Below are 22,927 nucleotides of genomic sequence, written 5' to 3'. Positions count from 1 at the left end.
CCGTGTAACGCTCGCGGAAATGCCCGGATGGCGGAATCGGTAGACGCGTTGGTCTCAAACACCAATGACAGCAATGTCGTGCCGGTTCGACCCCGGCTCCGGGTACTGAAAACGTCGCTTGGTCAATTGATCAGGCGACGTTTTGCTTTTGCCGGGGTGTGCATGAGGCGTGAAAAATGCCGGATGGCATTGCGGATGGGGACTTTCGTTTTCCTGCCGGCCGCATCCGGTTCGGACGGGAATCCGACTTCGCCGCCCGCCGCTTCGGCGATCGCCCGGCAGACGTGTCGGCTGCATCCATCGCCATTTCCGGGTTTTTCTTGCTCTTCCCGACACGGTATCCGGTTTCCTTTGCGGCTGTTGCGCCGTTGGTGAGCGGCATGTGCCCCGCCATGTCGTCCTTCGGTTCCGGATGGCGGCGATCCCGACTCCGTGAATAACCGTATTCTTGTTCCGCGTCGTGCGCTGTTCCCGTTTTCCTCTGTTTTGTACGTCATGCTTCCTCTGCAAGCGCATGGCCGGACCCTCCTATGCTCCTTTCGGCTCTCGAAACTGTGCCCGGAGGTCGGGCCTTCCGCCGTTTCTGCGAATCTTTAGGTGACTTCAGGCGGTCTTTGATTTGCGGCTTCCTATCTTGCAACGCAGTTTCACTAAATTTTATTCTATGATGCACTTACCAGATTTAACCGGCATGTCCTGCCTTGCTTACATGGGGCAGGCCGTATTTGCGGGCGCGACCCGCAACAAAACCCTCCCTGATTTTATCTCCTGTTTCGCACGCCACGTCGGGGAGTGCGAACGGACGGGGCGGAACGGTTCGACTGCAAACTACCGGATGGCCTACCGTATGCTCGTCCGGTATGTGGGCGGAGGCAAGCTGCCTCCGGAACAGTTCACCGCCGAATGGCTCGAACATTACGAGCGGTGGCTTCTGGCGCGGGGTCTCGGGACCAATTCCGTCGTATTCCACATGCGCTCCCTGCGGGCCGTTTACAACCGGGCCGTCGAACAGGGGCTTTTCCCCGCTGCGGGCAGCAATCCTTTTCGCCGCAGGCTCATCAAACAGGTGGCGACCCGCAAGCGCGCCCTGCCGCGCGAGACGCTCCGGCGGATCGGCGGTGCCGACCTTTCGGCCTTGCATCCCAAATATGCGCTGGCGCGCGATCTTTTCATGTTCAGTTTCTACACCCGGGGCATGTCGTTCGTCGACATGATCTACCTGCGCAAAAGCGATGTCCGTGACGGAGTGCTGACCTACCGGCGCAAAAAAACAGGCCAGACGCTTTCCCTGCGCGTCGAAGCGCCCCTGCAAAAAATCATCGACCGCTACGACAGCGATTCTCCCTACGTGCTGCCCGTCCTGACCGCCGACGACAGCTACCGCGCCTATCGTCAGCAGCAGCGCGAGCTGAACAAATTCATCCGTAAAATCGGCGAGCTGCTGGGAATCTCCGAGCCGCTGACCTTTTACGTGGCCCGGCACTCGTGGGCGACGCTGGCCCGCGACTGCGGCACGCCGCTGACGGTGATCAGCGCCGGCATGGGGCATACCTCCGAGCGGACGACGCGCGTCTATCTTGCGCAGCTCGACCGCAGCGTCATCGACAAAGCCAATCGGAAAATCATCAATCTGTGAAGATCGGACCGATTCAGGCGATATTCGGATCAAATGAATACAAGGAAAAAACGGTGCGGATGACGGAAACAAGGCCCATTACTGTAAATAATGTGTCTTCGGGACATAAATGATTGCTATTTAAACAATTCCCATCGTCTGCGAAGGTAAGGTTATTTCTGATTATAACCAAACATTTTACATTAAAAAAATGCAAATAATTCGATAATAATCTGATTATTCGTGTTTTGTATATCCATCTCATTTTTCGGACCGGGTTGCGGACATAAAATCCGGTTTTTGGCTCTGCATCGTGTTCAAATATGTCTTTTTTAGCTGACTGTCATTGCTTTATGTAAACAAGACCCATTATTTACAGTAATGGGACTCGGGAGAATGGTGTACCGGTTGTATTAAAACAGATTACAAGTTGACACTCTCTCTTAAGATTTTGTGGGCGGTGAAGATTCTGCTCACATTGCGCAAGGCGGCGGAAGCCGGGGTTCCTCCCATGAAAAGCTCCGAATTGCTGGCGGCTTGCGTGGCTCCGCATGCGGATACCTATATGTATCGCCGCGCCCTGCGGGAGTTGGTTGCCAAGACCGACTTTGTGACCTGCGACATCCAGTCGAGCCGGACCACCTACGAGTGGAATCCCGATGTCCGCCCGAGCCTGTACGATCTGGTCATCCGGCTGGAGGGCGGCATCCACGAGACATCGAATGCTTTCTGGTCGTACGAGAACACCTACACGATGCAGCCTTTGCACAAGGTGAACAAACGGTACGACGCGCTGACGCGCGAATATCTCTCGAGCATCTACGTCGACGAACTCGACTCCCCGGCGCTGTCCGAACGGAGCAGGGCCAAATTGCCCCATATGAATTTACAAACGACAGAACATGCGGAACAACACACTTAATTAATAACCCGAAAAATGAAACGTCTCTACATTATTGCATTGTTCGTTTTCGCGGGCGGATTTGCTTCTGCCCAGGAAAACGGGAACCGGGATGCGCAGAACCGCATCGTACGGGGGCCTTATGAAACCAATCGCTTTTTCGATAATATTTTCGTCGGAGTGGCCGGAGGTGTGAACCTTTATTTCGGTGAGAACGACTCCGAAGGAAAATTCGGGAAGCGCCTGGCTCCGGCGATGGACATCCATGTCGGCAAATGGTTCACGCCTTCGATCGGTGCGCGCGTCGGCTACGCGGGCTTGCAGGCCAAAGGCTGGACCTCTGCCGGAACGCTCTACGCCAAGAGCGCAGACGGCGGCCTGTTCCGGGAAAAATTCGGCGTGATGTACCTGCACGCCGACGCCATGTGGAACTTCTCGAACGCCGTGAGCGGCTACAAGGAGAGCCGTACGTGGAATTTCGTGCCTTTTGTCGGTGTCGGCTGGGCGCGCTCCTACGGCAACGACGCCCATGACAACGAGATCGGCTTCGATGCCGGCCTGCTGAACGTGGTGCGCCTGTGCAGCTCGCTCGACCTGACGCTCGAAGCCCGCTGCCTGCTCGTCAACCAGCGTTTCGACGGTGTGACCGGCGGCCGCACCGGCGAGGGAATGCTTTCGGTGACGGCCGGCCTGGCTTACAAGTTCAACCGCCGCGGCTTCGTGCGCGCCTCGAACGTGCAGCCGGTGGACGTTACGCCCTATCTCGACCGGATTCGGAATCTTGAGGAGAACAACACCGACCTTGCCTCGAAAAATTCCGTCCTGAACGACGAGAACGAGAAACTGCGCAACGCGCCCGCCAAGGTCGTCGTCGAACAGAAGGTCTCCGCATCGCCCGTGGTGCTCTTCTTCAGGATCGGCAAGGCCACGCTCGACAGCAAGGAGCTGACGAACCTCGAATTCTATGTCAGGAATGCCATGAAGCTCGACAGCGACAAGACCTTCACGCTGATCGGCTCGGCCGACAAGGATACCGGCAACCGGGAGCTGAACCAGCGTCTGAGCGAGCAGCGGATGGAGTATGTCTACGACCTGTTGAAAAACAAGTACGGCGTCGCTCCGGAGCGTCTGGTCAGGAAGGCCGAGGGTGATACGAACAACCGGTTCGCCGAGCCGGAACTGAATCGCGCTGTCATTGTGGAATAATTCAGCCGAATCATATACAAACGTCACATTCAACGAAAAAGAAGCCATGAATAAATTGTTAATGCCTTATGAGGCACCGGAGCTGTTTCTGATCTCCGTCCGCGTCGAAAAGGGGTTTGCTGTAAGCAGCGACATCGAGCCGGGAGAAAGCGGCGGTGAGCTGGGATACGACGAAACCTACTGATGAGATCGGATACCCGAAAACCAACATTCAAAACAGAGAATGCACGATGAAAAAATTATTGATTATAGCGACTCTTGCCGCAGTCGGCATGGGTGCATGCAGCAAGGATGACGGCGTTTCCGCTCCGGAGGACTTGCGGAAATATGTTCAGGTGACCATCCCCGAGAACGCGGCTTCCGGCGAAACCCGCACATCGGTTGACGGCACGACGACCTCCTGGGTCGCAGGCTACAAGGTCGCCGTATCTCTCTACAACGGTTCCACGACGGAGGTCTGCGAATTCACGGTCGACAGGACGGGCGCGACCACGACCTTCTCGGGCAGCGTGCCCGTCGGCAGCTACACGTGCGCCGCAGCCCACTATCCCTTCTGCGCCGCCACGTTCGACGCTGTAAACAAGACCTTCACGCATACGTGGGGCGATGCTTACTGCTCGACGGATCTGGCCGCCTACGACTTTATGTTCTCGACCGTGTACGAGACCCCGTTCGTGGTCGACGAGACAACGACTGTCCTGCCCATTGCGCTGACTTTCAGACCGCTGATGGCCCGTATCGGGATGAAGCTCGCTCTGGGCGCCAACGAGACCCCGAAATACGTCACCTTCACCACCGACGACAACGTGCTGCCGACGGCCGGTACGGTCAATGCCGACGGAACTTTCTCCGCTTCGGCCCTGACCAACTCGCTCACCGTGGAGACCGACCGGAAGGAGTTCACCGTGGGCCTGCTGCCCGTCGGCGTCGCTTCGAAAATGAGCGTACATGTTACGACCACCGACGGCATGACCTATTCGGACAAATCGTTCCAGCTGGCCGGTCTGAAGCGCAATACCCACTATACGATGAATGTTCCCTGCCGAACGAAACGCTTTATGCTTACGGTTCCCGATGGCGTAAACTCGAAGTACGGTACGGGCACCTATGGGGATAACGGATTCTTCCAGGTAGAACCGCAGTATGATCCGGAAAGTATTTTTGATGGCTGGCATTTCCTCCGCTCCGAGATCAAGAGCGACAAGGACGCTGCCGACGGTGACGTACTCAAGAACAGAAATCGTATCCAGTTGCAGGCTGTCAGCCTTGGCACCAACAGGGCGCAGAACGGTGCGTTTGTAACGCCTCCGATTCAGTGCGACGGAACCAAGACCGTGACGGTGTCTTTTACGGCGGCGACCAATACGATTATTGCTAACCCGGTTGAATACCGAATCGGCGTGACAAACAATGGCGCTGATATTTCGGAGAACTTCCTCCGGAGTTTTGACAATATTCAGTCGAGCGAGACAGGAACGTGTCCGTGGAGATACAGCGGTTCCGTATCCCGGACCCATACCTTTACGGTTGCGAACGGACAACGGATTATGATGAAGCTTTCCACTAACTGCGGTTCCTCCTATCATTTGGAACTCGCCGACTTTACCTATACGGTCGAATAGATCTCGGCACGGCAAAATACATACGATCGGGACGGATGCAACAGCCGTCCCGATTTATATATAACCATATCCAGTATGAAAGCAGTTTATACAAAACCGGAACTGGAGGTCTTCGCAGTTGCGGTGGAAGCCGGGTTTGCAATCTCGCAGCCCGACGGGGGTGAGTTGGGTCCGACTTCGGAGGACTATTCGGATAACGGGGATTTAACTTATTGAAAATCAAAAAATATGAAATACAGGTCTGTTTTCCGCTTGTCGCTGCTGGCGCTTCTGCTGGCGGGATGCGGGGAGGACGATGCCGGAACGACGGCATGGACCCGCCCCGAAGAACCGGCAGCGGCGGGAAATCCCGTCGTTTGCCGCCTTTCGATCGACGACGGCGACGAGTCGCCGGAGGCTGAAACCCGTACGGCATACGGCCCGCTGACGAACGGCTCCTGGCCGATCTACTGGCGCAGCGGCGATCGGGTGGAGGTCATCTCTCCGCAGACGACTCCGCAGCGGGCGACGGTCGAGGTCCGCGTCTCCGGGGCGACCGAAAGCGAGGCCGATTTGAGCGATACCGGGATGGTCTGGGGCGAAGGGCTGCACGACTTTTACGCCTTCTATCCCTCCGGGGCGATCCGGGCCAATGCTGGTTCGATCGTCGTGGCGGCGGTCCCTGCCGTCCAGACCTGCAACAACGGGGAGTGCAACATGCAGTATGCCTGCATGTCGGCCTGCGCCGAGGATGTGGCCCAAGGCGAGGTGGTTTCGTTTGCATTCCGTCCGCTGATGACCACGGTAGCCGTGTCCGTGGGATTTTCCGAGACGGTCGAGGTGCAGAAACTCGTCCTTTCGAGCGCGAACGACGCCGTGGCCGGACAGTTTACCCACGACATCGCCGCCAACGTCAGCACGGTCGATCCCGACAGGCGTTCCAACGTGCTGGCGCTCCATCTGACGACGGGCGATGCGCCCTATATCCGGATCAATGCCGGCTCGAAAATCGTGGTGACGGCCTTTATGCTGCCGCAGGACATCCGCGGCCTGACGCTGACGGCCGTTACGACCCAAGGGCGGACTTACAGCTACACCACGCCGGCAACGCTCCGGGCCGGACACCGCTATTCGTTCTCGGTCGGCGACATGCCGGCCCAGGCCCAGCACATTGCCTCGGACCGGTCCGACTGGATGAAATACCTGCCCGATAACGCTTTCCTCTCGCAGATCTCCATTCCCGGATCGCACGACGCCTGCGCGATCTACGGCTCGCATTACGAATATAAGAGCGGTATGCCGCATGAGAGATACCATTTCAAATGGCTGCTTTCCTGGTTAGGCAACACCAACACAACGAAAGTCACCAAGGCGCAGGAACTTTCCATCGAGGAGCAGCTGGCGGCGGGCGTCCGCATGTTCGACCTGCGTCCCTGCGCGTCTTCGGCTTCCGTAAAGGACCTTCCGATTCATCACGGCATCTCCGTGCTGGGCGATCCGGCCCGCGGCGGTTATACGCCGGGCGCGTCCGGTCGGCAGGAGCTGTCGCCCTTCCTGCTTTCGCAGGTGCTCGACCGCTTCGTGCGTTTCCTGGAGGAGCATCCGGGCGAGACGCTGCTCGTGCATATGAAATATGAGAACACCTCCACCAACGCCAATAAAAGAGGGTGGAACAAGAGTGTCGTGAGCTACATCAAGTCCCGTTGCAACGGCCGTATCGCCGACTTCACGCCGCGGATGACGCTCGCCGACGCCCGGGGCAAGATCCTGTTCGTCATCCGCGAGGATTATAAATCGGACAATGGCGGGGAGTATCTCGGGGCCTATCTGAACTGGACGAACGATAAGGTGGTCTTCGAGACCACGCTCCACGGCAACACCGGCGAGGCGGCTCCGATCAAGGTCAACGACCTCTACAACATCAAGAACGGGGCTTCGGACGGCGTGAGCAAGTATGCGGCCATCGACGAGTGCATCGCCTACACCTACAATGCGACGGACGTCGCGCGCTGGTGTATGAACTACGTGAGCTGCTATGACAGAGACCATTGCAGCGTGACGGGGCTTGGCATCCTCGGGGCTTTGGGCGACTATGACTATTGCGCCAACCGCTACAACCGCTATACGGCGGACAAGCTGAACCGGCCCGATTTCCGCGGAAACGCCGGCATCGTGCTGATGGATTTCGCGGGGGCTTCGAATGCCACGATGACCTACGGCCAGACCTATTCGAACATGGCGGTTTACGGCGACGATCTGGTGGAGGCCGTCATCGGCGCCAACAACAAGTGGGACCTGCGCCGCAACGAATAGGCGGTGTCTGCCGCAAAAAAAAGAAGCGTCCGGTTGGCCGGGCGCTTTTTTTTGCGTGTGTGCTGCGTGTCAGCAGTCGGTGAAGAGGTTGAGCTGGTGCAGCAGCGTGAAGGCGAAGAAGCACCCGATGATCAGGCACATCACCGCGAGCAGCGCGTTGAGCACCCGCGGCGAGGGTTTCGTGGGCCGCCCGGCGTTGTCGCGGATGTATTCGCGGAAGAAGAGGTACAGCGCCGGGACGATGCTGCATGCCAGCAGGTAATCCTCCGGAATGCCGAAGAAGTAGACCTTCGAAAGTCCGATCAGCGCCCAGTGGCAGAGGAACATCGCCAGCACGATGTTGACTCTCTCCGAAAAGGCCAGCATCAGCCCGATCGTGAAGACCGCCACCGAGCAGGGCATCACCGGCGAGGTGATCATCGGGAAGGTGCGGCCCAGCAGGAGCGAGAACAGCGGGTAGACGAGCGGCATGGCGAACAGCAGCGCGGCGAACGCCTTGTGGTTGCCCGTGCGTTGCAGCGAGGCGTGCCCGACCGCCAGGTCGTAGACCCAGATGCACCCCATGATGGCCCAGAACAGCGCCAGCAGGTCGTGGTGTTCGCGCGGCTCGCAGCAGACGAGGTAATAGACCCCGGCGATCCAGAAGTTCAGGAGCGCCATGAACACCTTCATCGCGATCCGCACGGCGGGCGAGGGGCGGAAGTAGAGCAGCAGGGTCAGGACGACGGCCGCCAGCGTCAGCGCGAGCTGTGCGGGCCATGTCGCGGCGTTGTAGGAAGCGATGGTATTCCAGAAAGTCTCCATGCGGAAGGTTTATTTCACGTTTTTTCTGCGCCGCGTGAGCGAGAACGCCCGGCGGTTGAAGACGAAGATCGGCAGCGTGGCTCCGGCGGCCAGCAGGGCGATGACGCTCAACGACACGGTGGCGTTGAGGAAGAACAGCTGCATGTACTGCATGCCCTGCCCCGGGTCGTTGAGCGACTGGAGGAACATGATGAGCGAGAAGACCGTCTTGTAGGCGTAGATGCCCGGAACCATCGGCAGCAGCGCCGGGATGTAAAGCGCCGTCATCGGGCAGCGGATGGCCTTGCCCAGCCAGAGGCTTCCGAAGCCGATGGCCGTTGCGGCGCAGAGCGACGCCGTGGCGATGTCCATGCCGGCGCAGTTCATCAGGCAGAACCGCAGGGCGTGTCCCACGGTGGCCAGCAGGGCGATGCGCGGGAAGGCGCGCATCGGGGGATCGGAGACGGCGCCGAAGCCGACGGCCGCCACGGCCGCGAAAAACCCGTCGAGAAAAATGTCCGCAGCGATCATAGCAGGCTGTTTTTAACCATTAGCAAAGTCGCCGAAAGCCCGATGGCGATGCAGATGATCAGCAGCAGGGCGTTGATCAGCCGGCTGAATCCGATCAGGATGTGGCCTTCGACGATGTCGATCACGCCGTTGATCAGCGGCACGCCCGGCACGAGGTACAGTACGCTCGTGGCGAGGGCCGTCTCCGCCGTGCAGTCGAAGCGCAGGGCCGCCGAGGCGCACAGCGAGGCCATGAAGGCCGAGATGATGAAGATCAGGAAGTGGTTGACGCCGTGCGCCTGCATCCGCTGCCGGGCGGCGAAGCCCACGAGCGTGGCGGTGAAGACGATGCCCGCGGCCGTCCAGTCGCCGCCGAAAAGACGGCAGAACGAGGCGTTGGCCAGTCCGACGGTCACCAGCACGAAGATCGGGTCGATGCGCGGTTTGTCGATCAGCTCCCCGTAGCGCCGGCGGATTTCGTCCAGGGGGAGCCGGTCGTCGAGGGCGTCCCAGCTCAGGGCGCTCAGGTCGGAGTTGCGTTCGAAACTGATCGGCAGGGCGGGAATCTTCACCACGCGGGTGACGGCTTCGCCCGTCGCGTCGTCGCGGACCGTGAGGATCGTGCTTTTCTGGAAACTCGACAGCTGAATGTCGACTCCCTGCGACTGTCCGATACGCTGCGAATTGCGGATCACACGCGAGGTGTGGACGCCGGATGCGAGCAGGTAGGTCGCGTAGTCCGCAATGAAATCGAGGATTTCGGTCAGTTCTTGTCTGGTTTTCATAACGGCTGCAAAAATAGTTCATTTCCTCCAAACGGCCCGTCTCCGGGTCTGAAAAATTTGCCCGGCGCGTGATTTTGCGGCCGGCCTGCGCCGCTGTCCGCCCCCCCCCTCGCTGCGGGGCTGCCGGATGGTTTCGGGGACAAAGCGGGGCTTTTTTAGGCGGAACGGATAAATTTTTCTACCTTTGCTTCCCGGTATGGAAGCATCTTTCAAAAAGTCATACGCCTCGCTGGGGGCCGACAGGCTGGTCCTTCTGTGGCTCGGGGTGTGGTGGATCGCAAACCTCGTGCAGGCCGGCTTTACGGAGCTTGCCAACGACGAGGCCTACTACCATATGTTCGCCGAACGGCTCGCATGGGGGTATTTCGACCATCCGCCCGTGACGGCGCTGCTGGTCTGGGCCGGAGAGCGTCTCTTCGGCGGGGAGCTGGGCGTGCGGTTTTTCTTCACCGTGCTGCAACCCCTCTACCTCTGGATTCTGTGGCGTCTGATCCGCCCGGCGGATGCCGGCCGCCGCGACGCCGCGCTGTTCGTCGTGGTGTCGGCCGCGACGCTGATGCTCCAGCTCTACGGCTTCATCGCCGTGCCCGACGGGCCGCTGATGTTCACCACGGCGTTGTTTCTGCTGACTTTCAAATGGTTTTCCGAAAACCGCCGCCGGGCGTGGTTGTGGATGGGTATTGCCATGGCGCTGATGGCTTACAGCAAATACCACGGCGCGCTGGTGGTTCTTTTCGCGCTGGCCGCCAACCCGCGGCAGCTGCTGCGTCCTGCCCTGTATTCAAGCGGCGCGGTGGCGCTGCTGCTGCTCGTGCCGCACCTCGTGTGGCAGTACGAGCACGACTGGGCGTCGTTCGCCTACCACCTTTCGGGCCGCAACTCGGTCTTCAGACCCGGCTACGTCGTCGAATTCCTGGCCAACGTGCTGGTGGTCTTCAATCCTTTCTTCGTGCCGCTTTACGTGCAGGCATGGCGGAAGGTGAAGCCGCAGACCCCCGTCGGGCGGGCGCTGAAGCTCCTGCCCGTGGCCTTTATTGTCTTTTTCATGCTCTCGTCGCTGCGCGGTTACGTCCAGCCCCAGTGGGTGATCGTCTCCTGCTTCGGACTGGTCTGCGTGTTGTTCGCCTATGCGCGGCGGCATCCCCGCACGCGCCGTTACGTGATGCGGGCCGGGGGCGTGACCGTCGGACTGATCGTCCTGGTGCGACTGGTGATGATCTTCAATCCGCTGGGCATCCGTTTCGAGGTGTTCAACAATCCGGAGAGCTACGCCGCCATCGCCGCCGAGGCCGACGGCCGTCCGGTGGTTTTCCGCTACGGTTACGCCGTTGCGGCCAAATATGCGTTCTATACGGGCGGCGAGGCCTACTGCCAGCCCAATATCCGTTACCGTACGCATCAGTGGCAGTTCCGCGACGACGATTCGCAGTTCATCGGCCGCGAAGTGCTCGTCGAATGCCCGGACGGGACCGTCTCGGACAGCACCCGGCAGGTGCGGACCCTCACGATGGCCAACGGCCGGAGTTTCACCTGGTTCGTCGATCCGGCTTTCCACCCCGTACGGTTGGTGGACATCGCCTTTACGGGCCTGCCCGGGCGGGTGGCCGCGGGCGAGACGCTGCGCCTCGAACTGCGCATCAGGAATCCCTATCCCTATGCGATCCGCGTGGGTGCGGGCGACACGCAGCTGGTGATGCTGTGGAAACACGGGCGTTTCCGGGTCGACGAGTTCCCCACCGGCGAGACCTTCACGATTCCGGCCGACAGCGAACTGACGCGCGGGGTGACCTTCACCGTTCTGCCGCAGCTGGCCGGCGAGACTTTCGACGTGGGGTTTGCGCTGCGCCGGGAGGGTTATACGAATTGGTTTAACGGAAAATCCGTCCCGACGGAGGTCGGAAATTTATGATAGAACAGTTTTTCAAATTCTGCGTCGTCGGCGGCTCGGGCGTCTTCGTCGATTTCGGCGTCACCTATCTCTGCAAGGAGTGGCTGAAGCTGAACAAATATGTGGCCAATTCGCTGGGATTCCTCTGCGCCTCGACTTCGAACTACATTCTCAACCGCATCTGGACGTTCCAGAACGAAAATCCCGACATCACGGGCCAGTACCTTCGGTTCCTGGGCATCGCGGCTGTCGGGCTGGTGATCAACAACGCCACCATCTACGTCCTGCACGGCCGTTTCCGCCTGAATTTCTACCTGGCGAAACTCTTTGCCATCGGCGTGGTGACGTTCTGGAATTTCTTTATGAATTATTTCTTCACCTTCTGACCGGGCTGTCTTTCCGGCCCCGCATCATTTGCGTTTGCGGATACGGCGGAAGGGGAGTTTCAGCACCCCGAAGAACGCCTCTCCGAAGATTCCTCCCGACATCTTCGACGTTCCCTCGCGGCGTTCGACGAAGATGATCGACACCTCCTTGAGCCGCATTCCCAGCCGCCAGGCCGAGTATTTCATCTCGATCTGGAACCCGTAGCCCTTCATGCGGACGGCGTCGAGGTCGATCGTCTCCAGCGCCCGGCGCGAGTAGCAGACGAATCCGGCGGTGGCGTCGCGCAGCGGCATGCGCGTGACGATGCGCACGTACATCGAGGCGAAGTAGGACATCAGAAGGCGCGACATGGGCCAGTTGACCACGTTGACGCCCTGCACGTAGCGCGAACCGACCACCACGTCGTTGCCCTCGGCGGCGGCGCGGTAGAGGCGCACCAGATCGTCGGGGTTGTGCGAAAAGTCGCAGTCCATCTCGCAGATGTAGTCGAATCCGTTCTCCAGTCCCCAGCGGAATCCCGCGAGGTAGGCCGTGCCCAGGCCCAGTTTCCCGGCCCGTTCCATGAGGTGGAGCCTCTCCGGGAACTCCTTCCGGCGCTCCTTGACGATCGCGGCCGTGCCGTCGGGCGAACCGTCGTCGATGACGAGCATCTCGAAGGGTTCGGGCAGCGAGAAGACCTTGTCGATCATCGCTGAAATGTTCTCTTTTTCGTTATAGGTCGGAATGATTACCAGTTTGCGCATGGCGGATGTCGTATCTTTTGGAATTACAAAGATAATATTATTTTGCAAATCGCGGCTATTTTGTGCGCCGTTTCAGGGCGCGGGCCGTTGCGGGGTAAAAGTACGCTTTTTTCCGCAGACTGCCGCAACGTTTCCGTTAAAAAGGTTATCTTTGTGCTGAAATGAAACTTGAGGTGCGACAGGTGACCGAGGTCACCGATTCGCTGCTCGAAGCGTTCGGGCGGCTGATGCCGCAGCTTTCGCCGCGGCTGGAGGCCCCTTCCGGGGAGCGGCTGCGGGCAGTGGCGGCGAACCCTTCGGCGGCGCTTTTCACCGCGGAGTCCGGCGGCGCTGTCGTCGGGGCGCTGACCTTGGTGTGGTACGACGTGCCGTCGGGGCGCAAGGCGTGGATCGAGGATGTGGTGGTCGACGCCGCGGCCCGGGGATTCGGGGCGGGCGAGGCGCTCGTGCGCGCGGCGCAGGCGCATGCCGCCGCGGTCGGCGCCGGGAAGGTGATGCTCACCTCCAACCCTTCGCGCGGGGCTGCGCGCAGACTGTACGCAAAAATGGGATTCAAGGAGGCGGAAACCACGGTTTTTGCCTGTAAAACAGATACGGAATGAAAAAAATCGTGAAGATCGCGGTTATAGCCGTGGTCGTTATCCTGGCTATCGCCCTGATCGCGCCGGCCGCGCTCCGGGGCAAGATCGCCGACATCGTGAAGCGCGAGGCCAATGCAATGCTCGCCGCCCGGCTGGATTTCGAGAAACTCGACATCAGCCTGCTGCGCCATTTCCCCAACGCTTCGGTGGAACTGAAGGGGCTGACGCTGGTGGGCGTCGACCGTTTCGAAGGCGACACGATCGTCGCCGCACGGCGTATTTCTGTGGTCGTCAATCTGATGTCGCTTTTCGGCGACAGCGGATTCGAGGTGACGAAGGTCATCCTCGCCTCGCCGGCGGTGCATGCGCACAAACTCGCCGACGGAGCCGTCAGCTGGGACGTGATGAAACCCTCGGAGGCTCCCGCGGAGGAGGTTCCCGCAGAGGAGCCCGCGCCGTCGTCGTTCCGGCTTTCGGTCCGCGACTTCCGCATTTCCGACGCGGCGATCCGCTACGAGGACGATTCGACGAACATGCGGTTCTCGACCGCGCCCCTCTCGCTGCGTCTCCGGGGCAACATGTCGGCCGACCGCACCGACCTCGACCTGCGGCTGACGGCCGCCGCCATGCGTTTCGTGTCGGGCGGCATTCCGCTGTTGAGCGACGCCGAGGCGGAGCTTGTCGCCGTGATCGACGCCGACCTTGCGAACAACCGCTTCACTTTCTCGCGCAATACGCTGCGCCTGAACGCCATTTCGGTCGGTCTCGACGGCTGGGTCGAACTGGACGGCGACGCCGTGGCCATGGACCTCAAGGCCGGCTGCGACAAGGTGCAGTTCAAGGACGTGCTGTCGCTGATCCCGGCCTTCTACACCCGTGAGTTCAAGAACCTTACGGCGGGCGGTGAACTGTCGATGGAACTCTGGGCCCGGGGCGAAATGCGCGGCCCGGCGCTTCCGGCCTTCGAACTGAAAACCGAGGTCCGCAACGGCAGTTTCCAGTACTCCTCGCTGCCCAAGGCCGTGACGGACATCAATATCGCCGCCAGGGTCTCGAACCCCGGATCGGTGATGGACAAGACGGTCGTGGATCTCTCGAAATTCGGGCTTCGGATGGCCGGAAATTCCGTTGCGGCGACCTTCTACGCCACGAATCTCGTCAGCGACCCCGTTTTCCGGGCTTCGGCCGACGGACGGGTCGACCTGGGAGCCGTGAAGGAGGTCTATCCGCTGGAAAAGGGCGTCGACCTGGGCGGTCTGATCACTGCGGACCTAAAACTTTCGGGCCGCATGTCCGACATCGAGAAGAACCGCTACGAACGGTTGGGCGCGCAGGGAACCTTCGTCGTCGAAGGGGTGGGGCTGACGCTTCCCAACCTCCCGGCGGTCCGTATCCGCCGCGCTGCGGCCACCGTCACGCCCGCCGCGATGACGCTCGGGGAGTTCGGCCTGACGGTCGGCAGGAGCGACCTTTCGGCCAACGGCCAGCTGACCGGTTACATCGGTTACCTGCTGCGGGACGACGTGCTTTCGGGGCGCCTCTACGTGAAATCGGAGCTGCTCGACCTGAACGAGATCATGGACGCCATGCCCTCGGCGGAAGGCGGGGCCGCGGACGAAGAGGCTCCGGCGGAACCGGTGCGGGCCATCGAGGTCCCGCGCAACCTGAACCTCTCGCTCAACACCGATCTGCGAAAGGTGCTTTTCGAAAAGATGACGATCGGCGACATCTCGGGCGAGATGCGCGTTGCCGGCGGCGCGCTGTCGCTCGAACGGCTCGCGATGGGCGTCTTCGGCGGCAGGGCCACCGCTTCGGGCAGCTACTCGACGGCCGCCGATCCGGCGCGTCCGGTCCTGAAACTCGATGCCGCCGTTTCGGGCGCTTCGTTCCGGAAGACCTTCGAGGAGCTGGAGATGGTGCAGCAACTCGTGCCGATCTTCGCCAAGACGGGCGGCGACTATTCGCTGTCACTCGACCTCGGCACGTCGCTCGACGCCGCAATGTCTCCCGACCTGCGGTCGCTCAACGCTGCGGGCGAGATCAAGTCGGCCAATATCCACGTGCAGAATATCGAGGCGTTCGATGCCCTGGCCAAGGCGCTGGGCAACGACGACCTGCGGAAAATCGAGGCCCGGGATGTCGCCATTCGTTTCTCCATTAAGGACGGGCGCATCACCACGCAGCCCTTCGATCTGAAGATGGGCGGCGTGAACATCAACCTCGCGGGTTCGACGGGGCTTGACCAGACCATCGACTACAAGGCCCGGGTGGCCGTTCCGGGCGGGAAGACGCTCCAGTCGGTCGGCGTGAACATCGGCGGCACGTTCTCCTCGCCGAAGATCACCCTCGGGATCAGGGAGGCCGCCGAGGAGGCCGTGAAGAACGTCGTCGACGAGCAGATACAGAAACTCACGGGCAGCGAGTCGCTCTCGGAAGAGATCGCCAAACAGGCTGAAAACCTCCGCGCCGAGGCGAAGCGCGCCGGCGAGAAACTCATCGCCGCCGCGCAGGAACAGCGCGCGAAACTCGTCGAAGCCGCGGCTTCGAAGGGGGCTTTGGCCAGGATTGCCGCCGAGAAGGGCGGGGATAAGCTGGTGCAGGAGGCCGAGAAGCAGGCTGCCAACCTCGAAGCCGAGGCCGAGCGGCAGATCGAGAAACTCACGTCGAAAAAGGAGTAACCGGAATGCTTGCAATATTCGCCGTCATCATCGGAGGCATTGTGACGGGGCGCCTGCTTGTCGGCTGGCGCCTCGCCTTCGTACAACGTCTCATCACCTTCATTATCTGGGCGCTGTTGTTCCTGCTGGGCGTCGAGGTCGGTTCCGATCCGGCGGTCGTCGGCTCTCTGGCGACGCTCGGGGCGGCCGCCTTTGCGATCTTCGCGCTGTCCGTTGCGGGGAGCGTCTTCGCTGCGTGGTTGCTGTGGCGGCGTATTCGCGGCCGCGCTGTGTCTGCGGACGAAGGCGGAGATGCGGACGAAGCTCCCGTTTCCGCGTGGACGGCCCTGAAAGGGAGTCTGGTGATCGTCGCCTTTTTCGTCGCGGGGTGCGTCGCGGGGCTTTTTGCGCCGTTCGACATGACTGGTTCGCGCATGAGCGCCTATGTGCTTTACGCGCTGATGTTCTGCGTCGGCGTGACGCTGGGCAACGACCGCACCCTTGCGGAGCGGGTCCGGCGGCTCGATCCGCGGCTGGCGCTGCTGCCCGTCGCCACGGCCGTAGGCACGCTGGCCGGTGCGGCCCTCGCCGCGCCGCTGCTCGGCGGCTGGTCGCTGACCGACTCGCTGGCCGTGGGCGCGGGATTCGGCTACTATTCGCTTTCGAGCATCTTCATCGCCGACCTCCGGGGACCGGAGCTGGCGACGATCGCCCTGCTGTGCAACGTCATGCGTGAAATCTTCACCCTGCTGGCCGCACCGCTCGTGGCGCGCTGGTGCGGACCTCTGGCCGCCGTGTCGATCGGCGGCGCGACGACCTTCGACACCACGCTGCCCGTCATCACGCAGGCCGCCGGGCGGCCCTATGCCGTGGTTTCGATCTTCCACGGCTGTGCGCTCGATTTCAGCGTCCCGTTTCTGGTGACGTTTTTCTGTACGATCTGATTTGCACTTCCGTGCGGGATATTGGCACCTTTTGGTGGTAAAAGTTGCCAATGTACCGCGTCTTTGCCGCGATTGTTTGCCGCTTTTGATGGCAAAAGCGGCGCAAAACCATCCGCATGTCGCTTTCGCGGGAACGACATTTGGCTGTGCTAAAACGGGCGCCTGACGCGGGTTTGCAAGCAAACCGGCCCCGTTTTTTAACGCTTCGCCTTCATGCCGTTCTTCTTCCGCTGCAAGCGATAATGCGGAACACTTCCCGCCGCGAAACGCGACGAATAACCCCTGTGTATAGCCATATTTATCTCTTGATATACGATTGCAGCGCCTCGACGTATTCGGCGAAGGCGTCGCGCCCGGCGTCGGTGATGCGGCACACCGTGCAGGGAATCTTGCCGCGGAAGGTCTTCTCGACTTCGATGTAACCGGCTTTTGCGAGTTTGTCCAGCTGCACCGAGAGATTTCCGGCGGTGGCTCCGGTCTGCTGCCGGATGAAGACGAAGTCGGCGCTTTCGACCCCGATGAGGATCGAAACGACGGCCAGCCTCAATTCGGAGTGCAACAGGGGATTCAGCTCTTTGAACATCGCGTTATCGGGCAGGGTGGTTCGACTTGTAGTTGAGGATATGCCCCGGAACGATCATCATCACCACGAATCCGGCGATGAAAAGCAGCGGCTGCCACATGTTGCCGGCGATCAGCGTGAACGGAGCGAGGATGATGGCCGCGACGCCCCCGACGGCGGTGGGCGTGAAGCGGATGATCAGCCCCGTCACGGTGGTTCCCATGCCCATGATGAGCAGAATGATGAAGAGTATCGGCAGGCGCATGGGCGTGAAGAGCGCCAGCATGCTGACGAACCACGCCGAAAGACCCATTACCGTCCAGACGTTCCCGATCACGCGGTCGACGAACGTGCGCACCTCGCCTTCGGGCTTCTTCTCGCGCGAAATCCACATCAGCAGCCAGCCCAGCAGGGGCAGCATCAGCCAGAGGTAGTTCCAGCGCGGGTTTTGGAAATAGAGGACTGCGCCCCAGACGGCGAGCGTCGTCAGTACGGTGGCGTAGCCCCATGCCAGCAGCGGACGGCCCGAGTTGCGGACCATGCGGCTGCGGGTGTTTTCGATCATGCGGCCGATTAGCGCCAGGCTTTCGGCGGCTTCGAGTTTACGGTCTTCCATGGTGTTATCGGTTTTCCGAAGCTTCTGCGGCGTCGCGTTTGACTTGTCGTTTGAGTGCGTATCCCGAACCTGCGAGCCCGACGAGGACCGCCACGGCGAACTGAATCAGGTTGCCGTCCGGGTTGACATTGATCCACGATTCGCGGATGATGCCGAAGGCAACCGGCAATAGGAAGCACGAAACGTAATACATATATTTGTTGTGAATCACCGTTCCCGAGATGAAAAGTCCTGCGCTGATCAGCAGCAGGACCGGGAACAGCGGATCGACAGGCCATTCCCGCTCCATGCAGATCACGAAGGTAGAAAAGGCGGCCAGACCTGCTATGCATCCCCATACCTGTTCCAGCAGGCGGTCGGTGTAGCTTTTGACCTGCGATACACGGCGGCGGTTGTACCACCACGTAGCGGCCCATCCGGCGGCCAGCGCGGGCAGCCACAGCCATTGCCAGGCGCGACTTTCGGTGAAGGTCAGCAGGAGGAAAATCCCGACGGCGGTTGCGGCGAGCAGGTATCCCCATAGGATGAAGAGGTTGCTGCTGCCCGACGAAAGGTTGCGGCGCGTGTCGCGGATCATGCGCTGGATGAGTTCGATGCTTTGGTCGGCGTTGAAGTTTTTGTTGTCCATCGTTTCGTTTTTTTCAGCGGTTGCGGTAATTGCATTCGTCGTCGCAGTCGAACAGATACCAGGCGAGCGACAGGGCGATGTTCAGCCCCCATCCGGCGATGACCCACAGCACCCACCAGTAGTGGGGCGAGGTTTGCCAGTTGACGAAGGCGAGAAAGGCGCAGACCACGACGCAGGTGGTCAGGCGGCGGATGAACCAGCGCGCGAAAAGGCGGCGTTTGTCGGTGCGGGCGGGAGTGATTTCCATGGCTTTTTCCGGTTGTGAGCGGTTGCTCGGTTTGTAAATCCATTACAAATATAAAGTAGTTTATAAAATAAACCAAATTTCGAGCCGGAAATTTTTCGGAAAAAGCGAATACCTATATTTATTGAGCGGGAAGTGTTTATTGAGCGGGAAGATGCCTGTCGGGAGGAGGCAGAATCGGACCCTTCGAAAAGAGTCCGGTTTCGCGGCGGGGCGCTCCCTGCGGGCAGGCGGTTGTGGGGGGGCCGAACCTGCCCGGGCCTACTTGTTTTCGGCGGTCAGCACCAAGTCCATCCATTCGGGGTGGCGGCGGATATAGGTCGCGACGAACGGGCATTGGGGGACGACCTTGAGCTTCTTTCTGCGGATGTCCTCCAGCACGCCCTGCACCAGCTCCTTGCCGATGCCCCGACCTTCGTACTTCGGGGGCACTTCGGTGTGCGTCAGTACGATAAGTCCGTGTCCCAAAACGTATTCGGCCAGGGCCATGCCGTCTCCGAGGTCGAGTTCGTAACGCTTTTCGGCGGCGTTGTCTATCAAAGTGTGCTTCCTTTCCATATGCATCTCGTTTTAATTGGGTCTGAATGCTTCAAATTTGATTCCGAAGTCGTATTTTTGTCTTCCGTTATGAACCGCATTGCCGAAATACTGCTCGACTGGTACGCCCGCGAGGGTCGTGACCTGCCGTGGCGTCGTACGCGCGATCCCTACCGGATCTGGCTCTCGGAAGTGATCCTCCAGCAGACCCGCGTGGCGCAGGGGATGGAGTACTACCTCCGTTTCACGGAGCGTTTTCCCGACGTTGCGTCGCTCGCCGCCGCGCCCGAGGACGAGGTGCTGAAACTCTGGCAGGGGCTGGGCTATTACAGCCGCGCCCGCAACCTCCGGGCCGCCGCCCGTGAGGTCGTAGAGCGTTTCGGAGGGGTGTTTCCCCGCTCGTTGGACGACGTGCGTTCGCTGCGCGGCGTGGGCGACTATACCGCGGCGGCCATCTGCTCGGCGGCTTACGACGCTCCGTGCGCCGTCGTCGACGGCAATGTCTACCGGGTGCTCTCGCGGCTCTTCGACCTCGCCGAACCGATCGACACCACGGCCGGAAAACGGGCTTTCGCCTGCTTGGCGCAGTCGCAGCTCGACGCCGCGCATCCGGGCCGCTACAACCAGGCGATCATGGACTTCGGGGCGATTCAGTGTACGCCCGCGTCGCCCCGCTGCGAAGCATGTCCGCTGTCGGAGAGCTGTCTGGCCCTCGCTGCCGGAACCGTCGCCGACCGTCCCGTGAAACGAGGCAAAACCCGGGTCCGCGACCGCTGGTTCAATTACCTGCACGTCGCCTCGGGCGACCGGGTCCTGCTGCACCGCCGCGAGGGGCGCGACATCTGGCAGGGACTTTACGAGTTTCCGCTGATCGAGACCGACGCTCCCGTTGAATTCCCGGACCTCGCGGCTCTGCCGCAGTTCCGCCGCCTGCTGGGTGACGGTCCGTGGCATCTGGTGCGCAGCGTTTCCCTGCCCCGGCACCAGCTGTCTCACCAGCGGCTTCATGCGGTCGTTCACCGCATCGAAACGCCTGCATTCACTCCGGCCGCCGCTGCTATGGCCGTCCCGGCCGACTCGCTGGGCGACTATGCCGTGCCGCGGCTCGTCGACCGTTACCTGATGCAGGCCGGTTCGGACGACTCCTCGTTTTAAATCCCGCCTCGGCGGGATTTAGGAGTAGGCCGGATTTGTAAACACGGCTGTGAGCCGTGGGTTTGCGGTCGGATTATCGTATCAGATACCCGATGTAGGCGACGTAGATCGCCAGGAAGATCGCGCCCTCCCAACGGTCGATCGCCCGGCGTTTGAACGTGAAGGCCGCGAGGAACAGCAGCACCGAACTCAATACGACCATCAGCAGGTCCCAGACCGTGATGCCGTCCATCGAGAGCGGATGGATCGTCGCGCTCAAGCCCAGGATCAGCAGGATGTTGGCGATGTTCGATCCGATGACGTTGCCCAGCGCCATGTCGGCCTTGCCCTTGAACAGCGACACGAGCGACGAGGCCAGCTCGGGCAGCGATGTGCCGCCAGCCACGAGCGTGATGGCGATCACCGATTCGCTGATTCCGAGCCGCCGGGCGATCTCCGTGGCGCTGCGGAGGAACATTTCGCCGCCGAAAATCAGTCCGGCGAGGCCTCCGACGATCATCGCGGCCATGAGCCATCCGGCCATTCCGGGTTTCGCTCCGGCGTCCGGGGCCGTCGCCTCGGGCCGTTTCGTGGTGTGGATCGTGTACCACATCAGCGCGCCGTAGAGCAGGAGCATGACGATGCCGTCGATGCGTCCGATGCGGTCCGCCGCACCTTTGAAGACATAGGAGTCCGCTGCCAGCGCCAGCAGCAACAGCGATACGATCACTCCGAACGGAATGTCGCGGCGGATGTTGCCCGCCGTGAGCGGCAGGGGGCGGATAAGGGCGCAGACGCCCAGGATGACGAAGACGTTGAAGATGTTCGACCCCACGACGTTGCCGATTGCCACGTCGCTTTTGCCTGCGATGGCCGAGAGCACCGACACGACCAGTTCGGGCGTCGAGGTACCGACGGCGACCACCGTGAGCCCGATGATGAATTCCGGCACGCGGAACCGCTGCGCCAACGCCGCGGAGCCGTCCGTCAGGAAGTTCGCGCCTGCGAGGATCAGTCCGAGGCCGATGATGAGGAGTAAGATGTCCAAACTATGAATTTTGAATTGTGAATTCTGAATTGTTTGATCATGCCAGCAGGATCAGACTCACGGCCATCAGGGCCATGCCGGCCACCACGCCGTAGATGGAGATGTGCGCCTCGCCGTATTCGCGGGCCGCGGGCAGCAGTTCGTCGATCGAGATGAAGACCATGATGCCTGCCACGCCTGCAAGGATGCAGCCCATCAGCGTCGGGGTCATGAAGGGCGTCAGCACCAGATAGGCCAGTACGGCGCCGACCGGTTCGGCGAGGCCCGAGAGGAGCGACAGGCGGAAAGCCTTTCGGCGGTCGCCCGTGGCGTAGTAGATCGGGATCGAGACGGCGATGCCTTCGGGAATGTTGTGGATGGCGATGGCCACGGCGATGGCTACGCCGAGGGCCATGTTGTCCACCGCCGAAGTGAAGGTGGCGATGCCTTCGGGGAAGTTGTGGATGCCGATGGCCAGCGCCGTCATCACGCCCATGCGCATCAGACGGGGATTGTGCGGCTGATGGTCCATCTCCTCGACTCTGTGTGCTTCGTGGGGATTCTCGATCGAGGGGACCAGCCGGTCGATGACGCCGATCAGCAGAATGCCCGCGAAGAAACTCGCCACGGTGACGATCACGCCCGTGTGTGCGCCCCATTCGGCCGAGAGGGTCGTGTTTGCCTGCTGGAACAGCTCGACGAACGAGACGTAGATCATCACGCCGCCCGAGAGGCCCAGCGAGAACGAAAGCAGCCGTTTGTTGGTGCGTTTGGCGAAGAAGGCGATCGCGCTGCCGATGCCCGTGGCGAGGCCCGCGCCGAGTGTCAGCAGCAGGGGGATGAGGATATTGTGTTCTTCCATACGAATCGTTTTCGTTTGTTTGGCAAATACGCAGCAAACCGTCCGGGTTGCCGGGTTTTCCACCGCAAAGATAATGCATAAAACGAAATACCGAACCCGCAAGGGTTCGGTATTTGTAGGTAAACGAACATGCAGAAAAGAGTAAATATCATGTTTACAGGTATTTAATTCTCTGTTCTGCATATGCTCCGAGCAATAGAATTGCACATTCGGGCAGGATTAACGGTGAGTTTCGTTACTTATCCGTTACCTGCCCGAAATGCTTTGTTTTGCATTAAGGTATTTGTTTTCAGTTCGTTGCATCAAATTTCCGCATAACAAATAACTTGACTTAACGTTTAACCCATCCACAAAGTTCAAGTTATTATGCAACGCAGCACTTTCAAAGTCCTTTTCTACGTGA

Annotated in this window: 24 protein-coding genes and 1 tRNA gene; 14 read left to right on the top strand and 11 right to left on the bottom strand. The window is 60.5% G+C overall.

Translation table 11 applies throughout. From position 1 onward, the window contains the following. Positions 1–21 precede the first annotated feature (21 nt). The 8 genes from DWW03_RS14080 (at position 22) to DWW03_RS14055 (ending at position 7,636) form a co-directional block, all read left to right on the top strand. Positions 22–105: transfer RNA gene (locus tag DWW03_RS14080), tRNA-Leu, on the top strand. Between the two features lie 559 nt (positions 106–664). Beyond that, a complete protein-coding gene (locus tag DWW03_RS14075; RefSeq protein WP_044054606.1) occupies positions 665–1,636 on the top strand; it encodes a tyrosine-type recombinase/integrase in 972 nt (323 codons plus the stop codon). Between the two features lie 409 nt (positions 1,637–2,045). Continuing rightward, entirely contained in the window at positions 2,046–2,537 is a 492-nt protein-coding gene (locus DWW03_RS14070) for a hypothetical protein (RefSeq protein ID WP_022061263.1), read from the top strand. 15 nt (positions 2,538–2,552) lie between these two features. After that, positions 2,553–3,722 carry an OmpA family protein gene (locus tag DWW03_RS14065; protein WP_022061262.1) on the top strand — a complete coding sequence of 390 codons (1,170 nt, stop codon included), beginning with the start codon at positions 2,553–2,555 and terminating at the stop codon, positions 3,720–3,722. 46 nt (positions 3,723–3,768) lie between these two features. Continuing rightward, positions 3,769–3,906 carry a hypothetical protein gene (locus tag DWW03_RS16680; RefSeq protein WP_181989630.1) on the top strand — a complete coding sequence of 46 codons (138 nt, stop codon included), beginning with the start codon at positions 3,769–3,771 and terminating at the stop codon, positions 3,904–3,906. A 46-nt stretch (positions 3,907–3,952) separates the two neighbouring features. After that, positions 3,953–5,344, top strand: a complete 1,392-nt coding sequence (locus DWW03_RS14060; RefSeq protein WP_118406924.1) for a fimbrillin family protein — start codon at positions 3,953–3,955, stop codon at positions 5,342–5,344. A gap of 75 nt (positions 5,345–5,419) precedes the next feature. Further along, positions 5,420–5,560, top strand: a complete 141-nt coding sequence (locus tag DWW03_RS16675; RefSeq protein WP_015548017.1) for a hypothetical protein — start codon at positions 5,420–5,422, stop codon at positions 5,558–5,560. Positions 5,561–5,572: 12 nt separating this feature from the next. Beyond that, positions 5,573–7,636 carry a fimbrillin family protein gene (locus tag DWW03_RS14055; protein ID WP_022061259.1) on the top strand — a complete coding sequence of 688 codons (2,064 nt, stop codon included), beginning with the start codon at positions 5,573–5,575 and terminating at the stop codon, positions 7,634–7,636. A 69-nt stretch (positions 7,637–7,705) separates the two neighbouring features. On the opposite strand, the gene DWW03_RS14050 is transcribed toward DWW03_RS14055, so the two are convergent. The 3 genes from DWW03_RS14050 to DWW03_RS14040 are packed head-to-tail and all read right to left on the bottom strand — an operon-like array spanning position 7,706 to position 9,714. Then, positions 7,706–8,440, bottom strand: coding sequence for a DUF6064 family protein (locus tag DWW03_RS14050; protein ID WP_022061258.1), 735 nt, complete (start codon positions 8,438–8,440; stop codon positions 7,706–7,708). A 9-nt stretch (positions 8,441–8,449) separates the two neighbouring features. Further along, positions 8,450–8,950, bottom strand: coding sequence for a threonine/serine exporter family protein (locus DWW03_RS14045; protein ID WP_118406923.1), 501 nt, complete (start codon positions 8,948–8,950; stop codon positions 8,450–8,452). Next, positions 8,947–9,714, bottom strand: coding sequence for a threonine/serine exporter ThrE family protein (locus DWW03_RS14040; protein ID WP_015548013.1), 768 nt, complete (start codon positions 9,712–9,714; stop codon positions 8,947–8,949). Before DWW03_RS14040 ends, DWW03_RS14045 begins: the two co-directional genes overlap by 4 nt. Positions 9,715–9,910: 196 nt before the next feature. Here DWW03_RS14040 and DWW03_RS14035 point away from each other — a divergent pair, with 196 nt between their 5' ends. After that, positions 9,911–11,623, top strand: coding sequence for an ArnT family glycosyltransferase (locus DWW03_RS14035; RefSeq protein ID WP_118406922.1), 1,713 nt, complete (start codon positions 9,911–9,913; stop codon positions 11,621–11,623). After that, the gene (locus tag DWW03_RS14030) at positions 11,620–11,988 is read left to right on the top strand and encodes a GtrA family protein (protein WP_015548011.1); all 369 of its coding nucleotides are present in this window, start codon (positions 11,620–11,622) and stop codon (positions 11,986–11,988) included. Before DWW03_RS14035 ends, DWW03_RS14030 begins: the two co-directional genes overlap by 4 nt. A gap of 24 nt (positions 11,989–12,012) precedes the next feature. Here the strand turns inward: DWW03_RS14030 and DWW03_RS14025 are convergent, their stop codons facing one another. Next, the gene (locus DWW03_RS14025) at positions 12,013–12,732 is read right to left on the bottom strand and encodes a polyprenol monophosphomannose synthase (RefSeq protein WP_015548010.1); all 720 of its coding nucleotides are present in this window, start codon (positions 12,730–12,732) and stop codon (positions 12,013–12,015) included. A 161-nt stretch (positions 12,733–12,893) separates the two neighbouring features. On the opposite strand from DWW03_RS14025, the gene DWW03_RS14020 reads away from it, so the two are divergent. Genes DWW03_RS14020 through DWW03_RS14010 form a run of 3 tightly spaced genes read left to right on the top strand, consistent with a single transcriptional unit; the run spans position 12,894 to position 16,914 of the window. Continuing rightward, positions 12,894–13,334 (top strand): GNAT family N-acetyltransferase, encoded by a 441-nt coding sequence (locus DWW03_RS14020; protein ID WP_118406921.1) that lies wholly within the window; start codon positions 12,894–12,896, stop codon positions 13,332–13,334. Continuing rightward, positions 13,331–15,991 (top strand): AsmA-like C-terminal region-containing protein, encoded by a 2,661-nt coding sequence (locus tag DWW03_RS14015; RefSeq protein ID WP_118406920.1) that lies wholly within the window; start codon positions 13,331–13,333, stop codon positions 15,989–15,991. Before DWW03_RS14020 ends, DWW03_RS14015 begins: the two co-directional genes overlap by 4 nt. 5 nt (positions 15,992–15,996) lie before the next feature. Then, on the top strand, positions 15,997–16,914 hold the full coding sequence (locus DWW03_RS14010) for a lysine exporter LysO family protein (RefSeq protein WP_229094906.1): 918 nt from the start codon (positions 15,997–15,999) through the stop codon (positions 16,912–16,914). Positions 16,915–17,212: 298 nt separating this feature from the next. Here DWW03_RS14010 and DWW03_RS14005 read toward each other — a convergent pair whose 3' ends face one another. The 5 genes from DWW03_RS14005 to DWW03_RS13985 all read right to left on the bottom strand — a co-directional run bounded on the left by DWW03_RS14005 (position 17,213) and on the right by DWW03_RS13985 (position 19,522). Continuing rightward, complete coding sequence (locus DWW03_RS14005) at positions 17,213–17,497, bottom strand: winged helix-turn-helix domain-containing protein (protein WP_022061989.1); 285 nt, start codon at positions 17,495–17,497, stop codon at positions 17,213–17,215. 4 nt (positions 17,498–17,501) lie between these two features. After that, positions 17,502–18,092 carry a hypothetical protein gene (locus DWW03_RS14000; protein WP_022061988.1) on the bottom strand — a complete coding sequence of 197 codons (591 nt, stop codon included), beginning with the start codon at positions 18,090–18,092 and terminating at the stop codon, positions 17,502–17,504. A 4-nt stretch (positions 18,093–18,096) separates the two neighbouring features. Continuing rightward, entirely contained in the window at positions 18,097–18,720 is a 624-nt protein-coding gene (locus tag DWW03_RS13995) for a hypothetical protein (protein ID WP_022061987.1), read from the bottom strand. A 13-nt stretch (positions 18,721–18,733) separates the two neighbouring features. After that, the gene (locus DWW03_RS13990) at positions 18,734–18,967 is read right to left on the bottom strand and encodes a 2TM domain-containing protein (RefSeq protein WP_015547999.1); all 234 of its coding nucleotides are present in this window, start codon (positions 18,965–18,967) and stop codon (positions 18,734–18,736) included. Between the two features lie 258 nt (positions 18,968–19,225). Further along, positions 19,226–19,522, bottom strand: coding sequence for a GNAT family N-acetyltransferase (locus tag DWW03_RS13985; protein ID WP_015547998.1), 297 nt, complete (start codon positions 19,520–19,522; stop codon positions 19,226–19,228). Positions 19,523–19,591: 69 nt separating this feature from the next. Between DWW03_RS13985 and mutY the strand changes: the two genes are divergently transcribed. After that, entirely contained in the window at positions 19,592–20,656 is a 1,065-nt protein-coding gene (gene mutY / locus DWW03_RS13980) for an A/G-specific adenine glycosylase (protein WP_015547997.1), read from the top strand. Positions 20,657–20,729: 73 nt separating this feature from the next. Here mutY and DWW03_RS13975 read toward each other — a convergent pair whose 3' ends face one another. Further along, positions 20,730–21,683, bottom strand: a complete 954-nt coding sequence (locus tag DWW03_RS13975) for a calcium/sodium antiporter (protein ID WP_022061986.1) — start codon at positions 21,681–21,683, stop codon at positions 20,730–20,732. Between the two features lie 37 nt (positions 21,684–21,720). Next, a complete protein-coding gene (gene zupT / locus DWW03_RS13970) occupies positions 21,721–22,524 on the bottom strand; it encodes a zinc transporter ZupT (RefSeq protein WP_015547996.1) in 804 nt (267 codons plus the stop codon). Between the last annotated feature and the right edge of the window lie 403 nt (positions 22,525–22,927).

The organism is Alistipes sp. AF14-19 (assembly GCF_003461645.1).
GTDB classification, from domain to species: domain Bacteria; phylum Bacteroidota; class Bacteroidia; order Bacteroidales; family Rikenellaceae; genus Alistipes; species Alistipes shahii.
The sequence above is the reverse complement of the archived record's forward strand: the minus strand, read 5'-3'. Positions and strand labels throughout refer to the sequence as shown.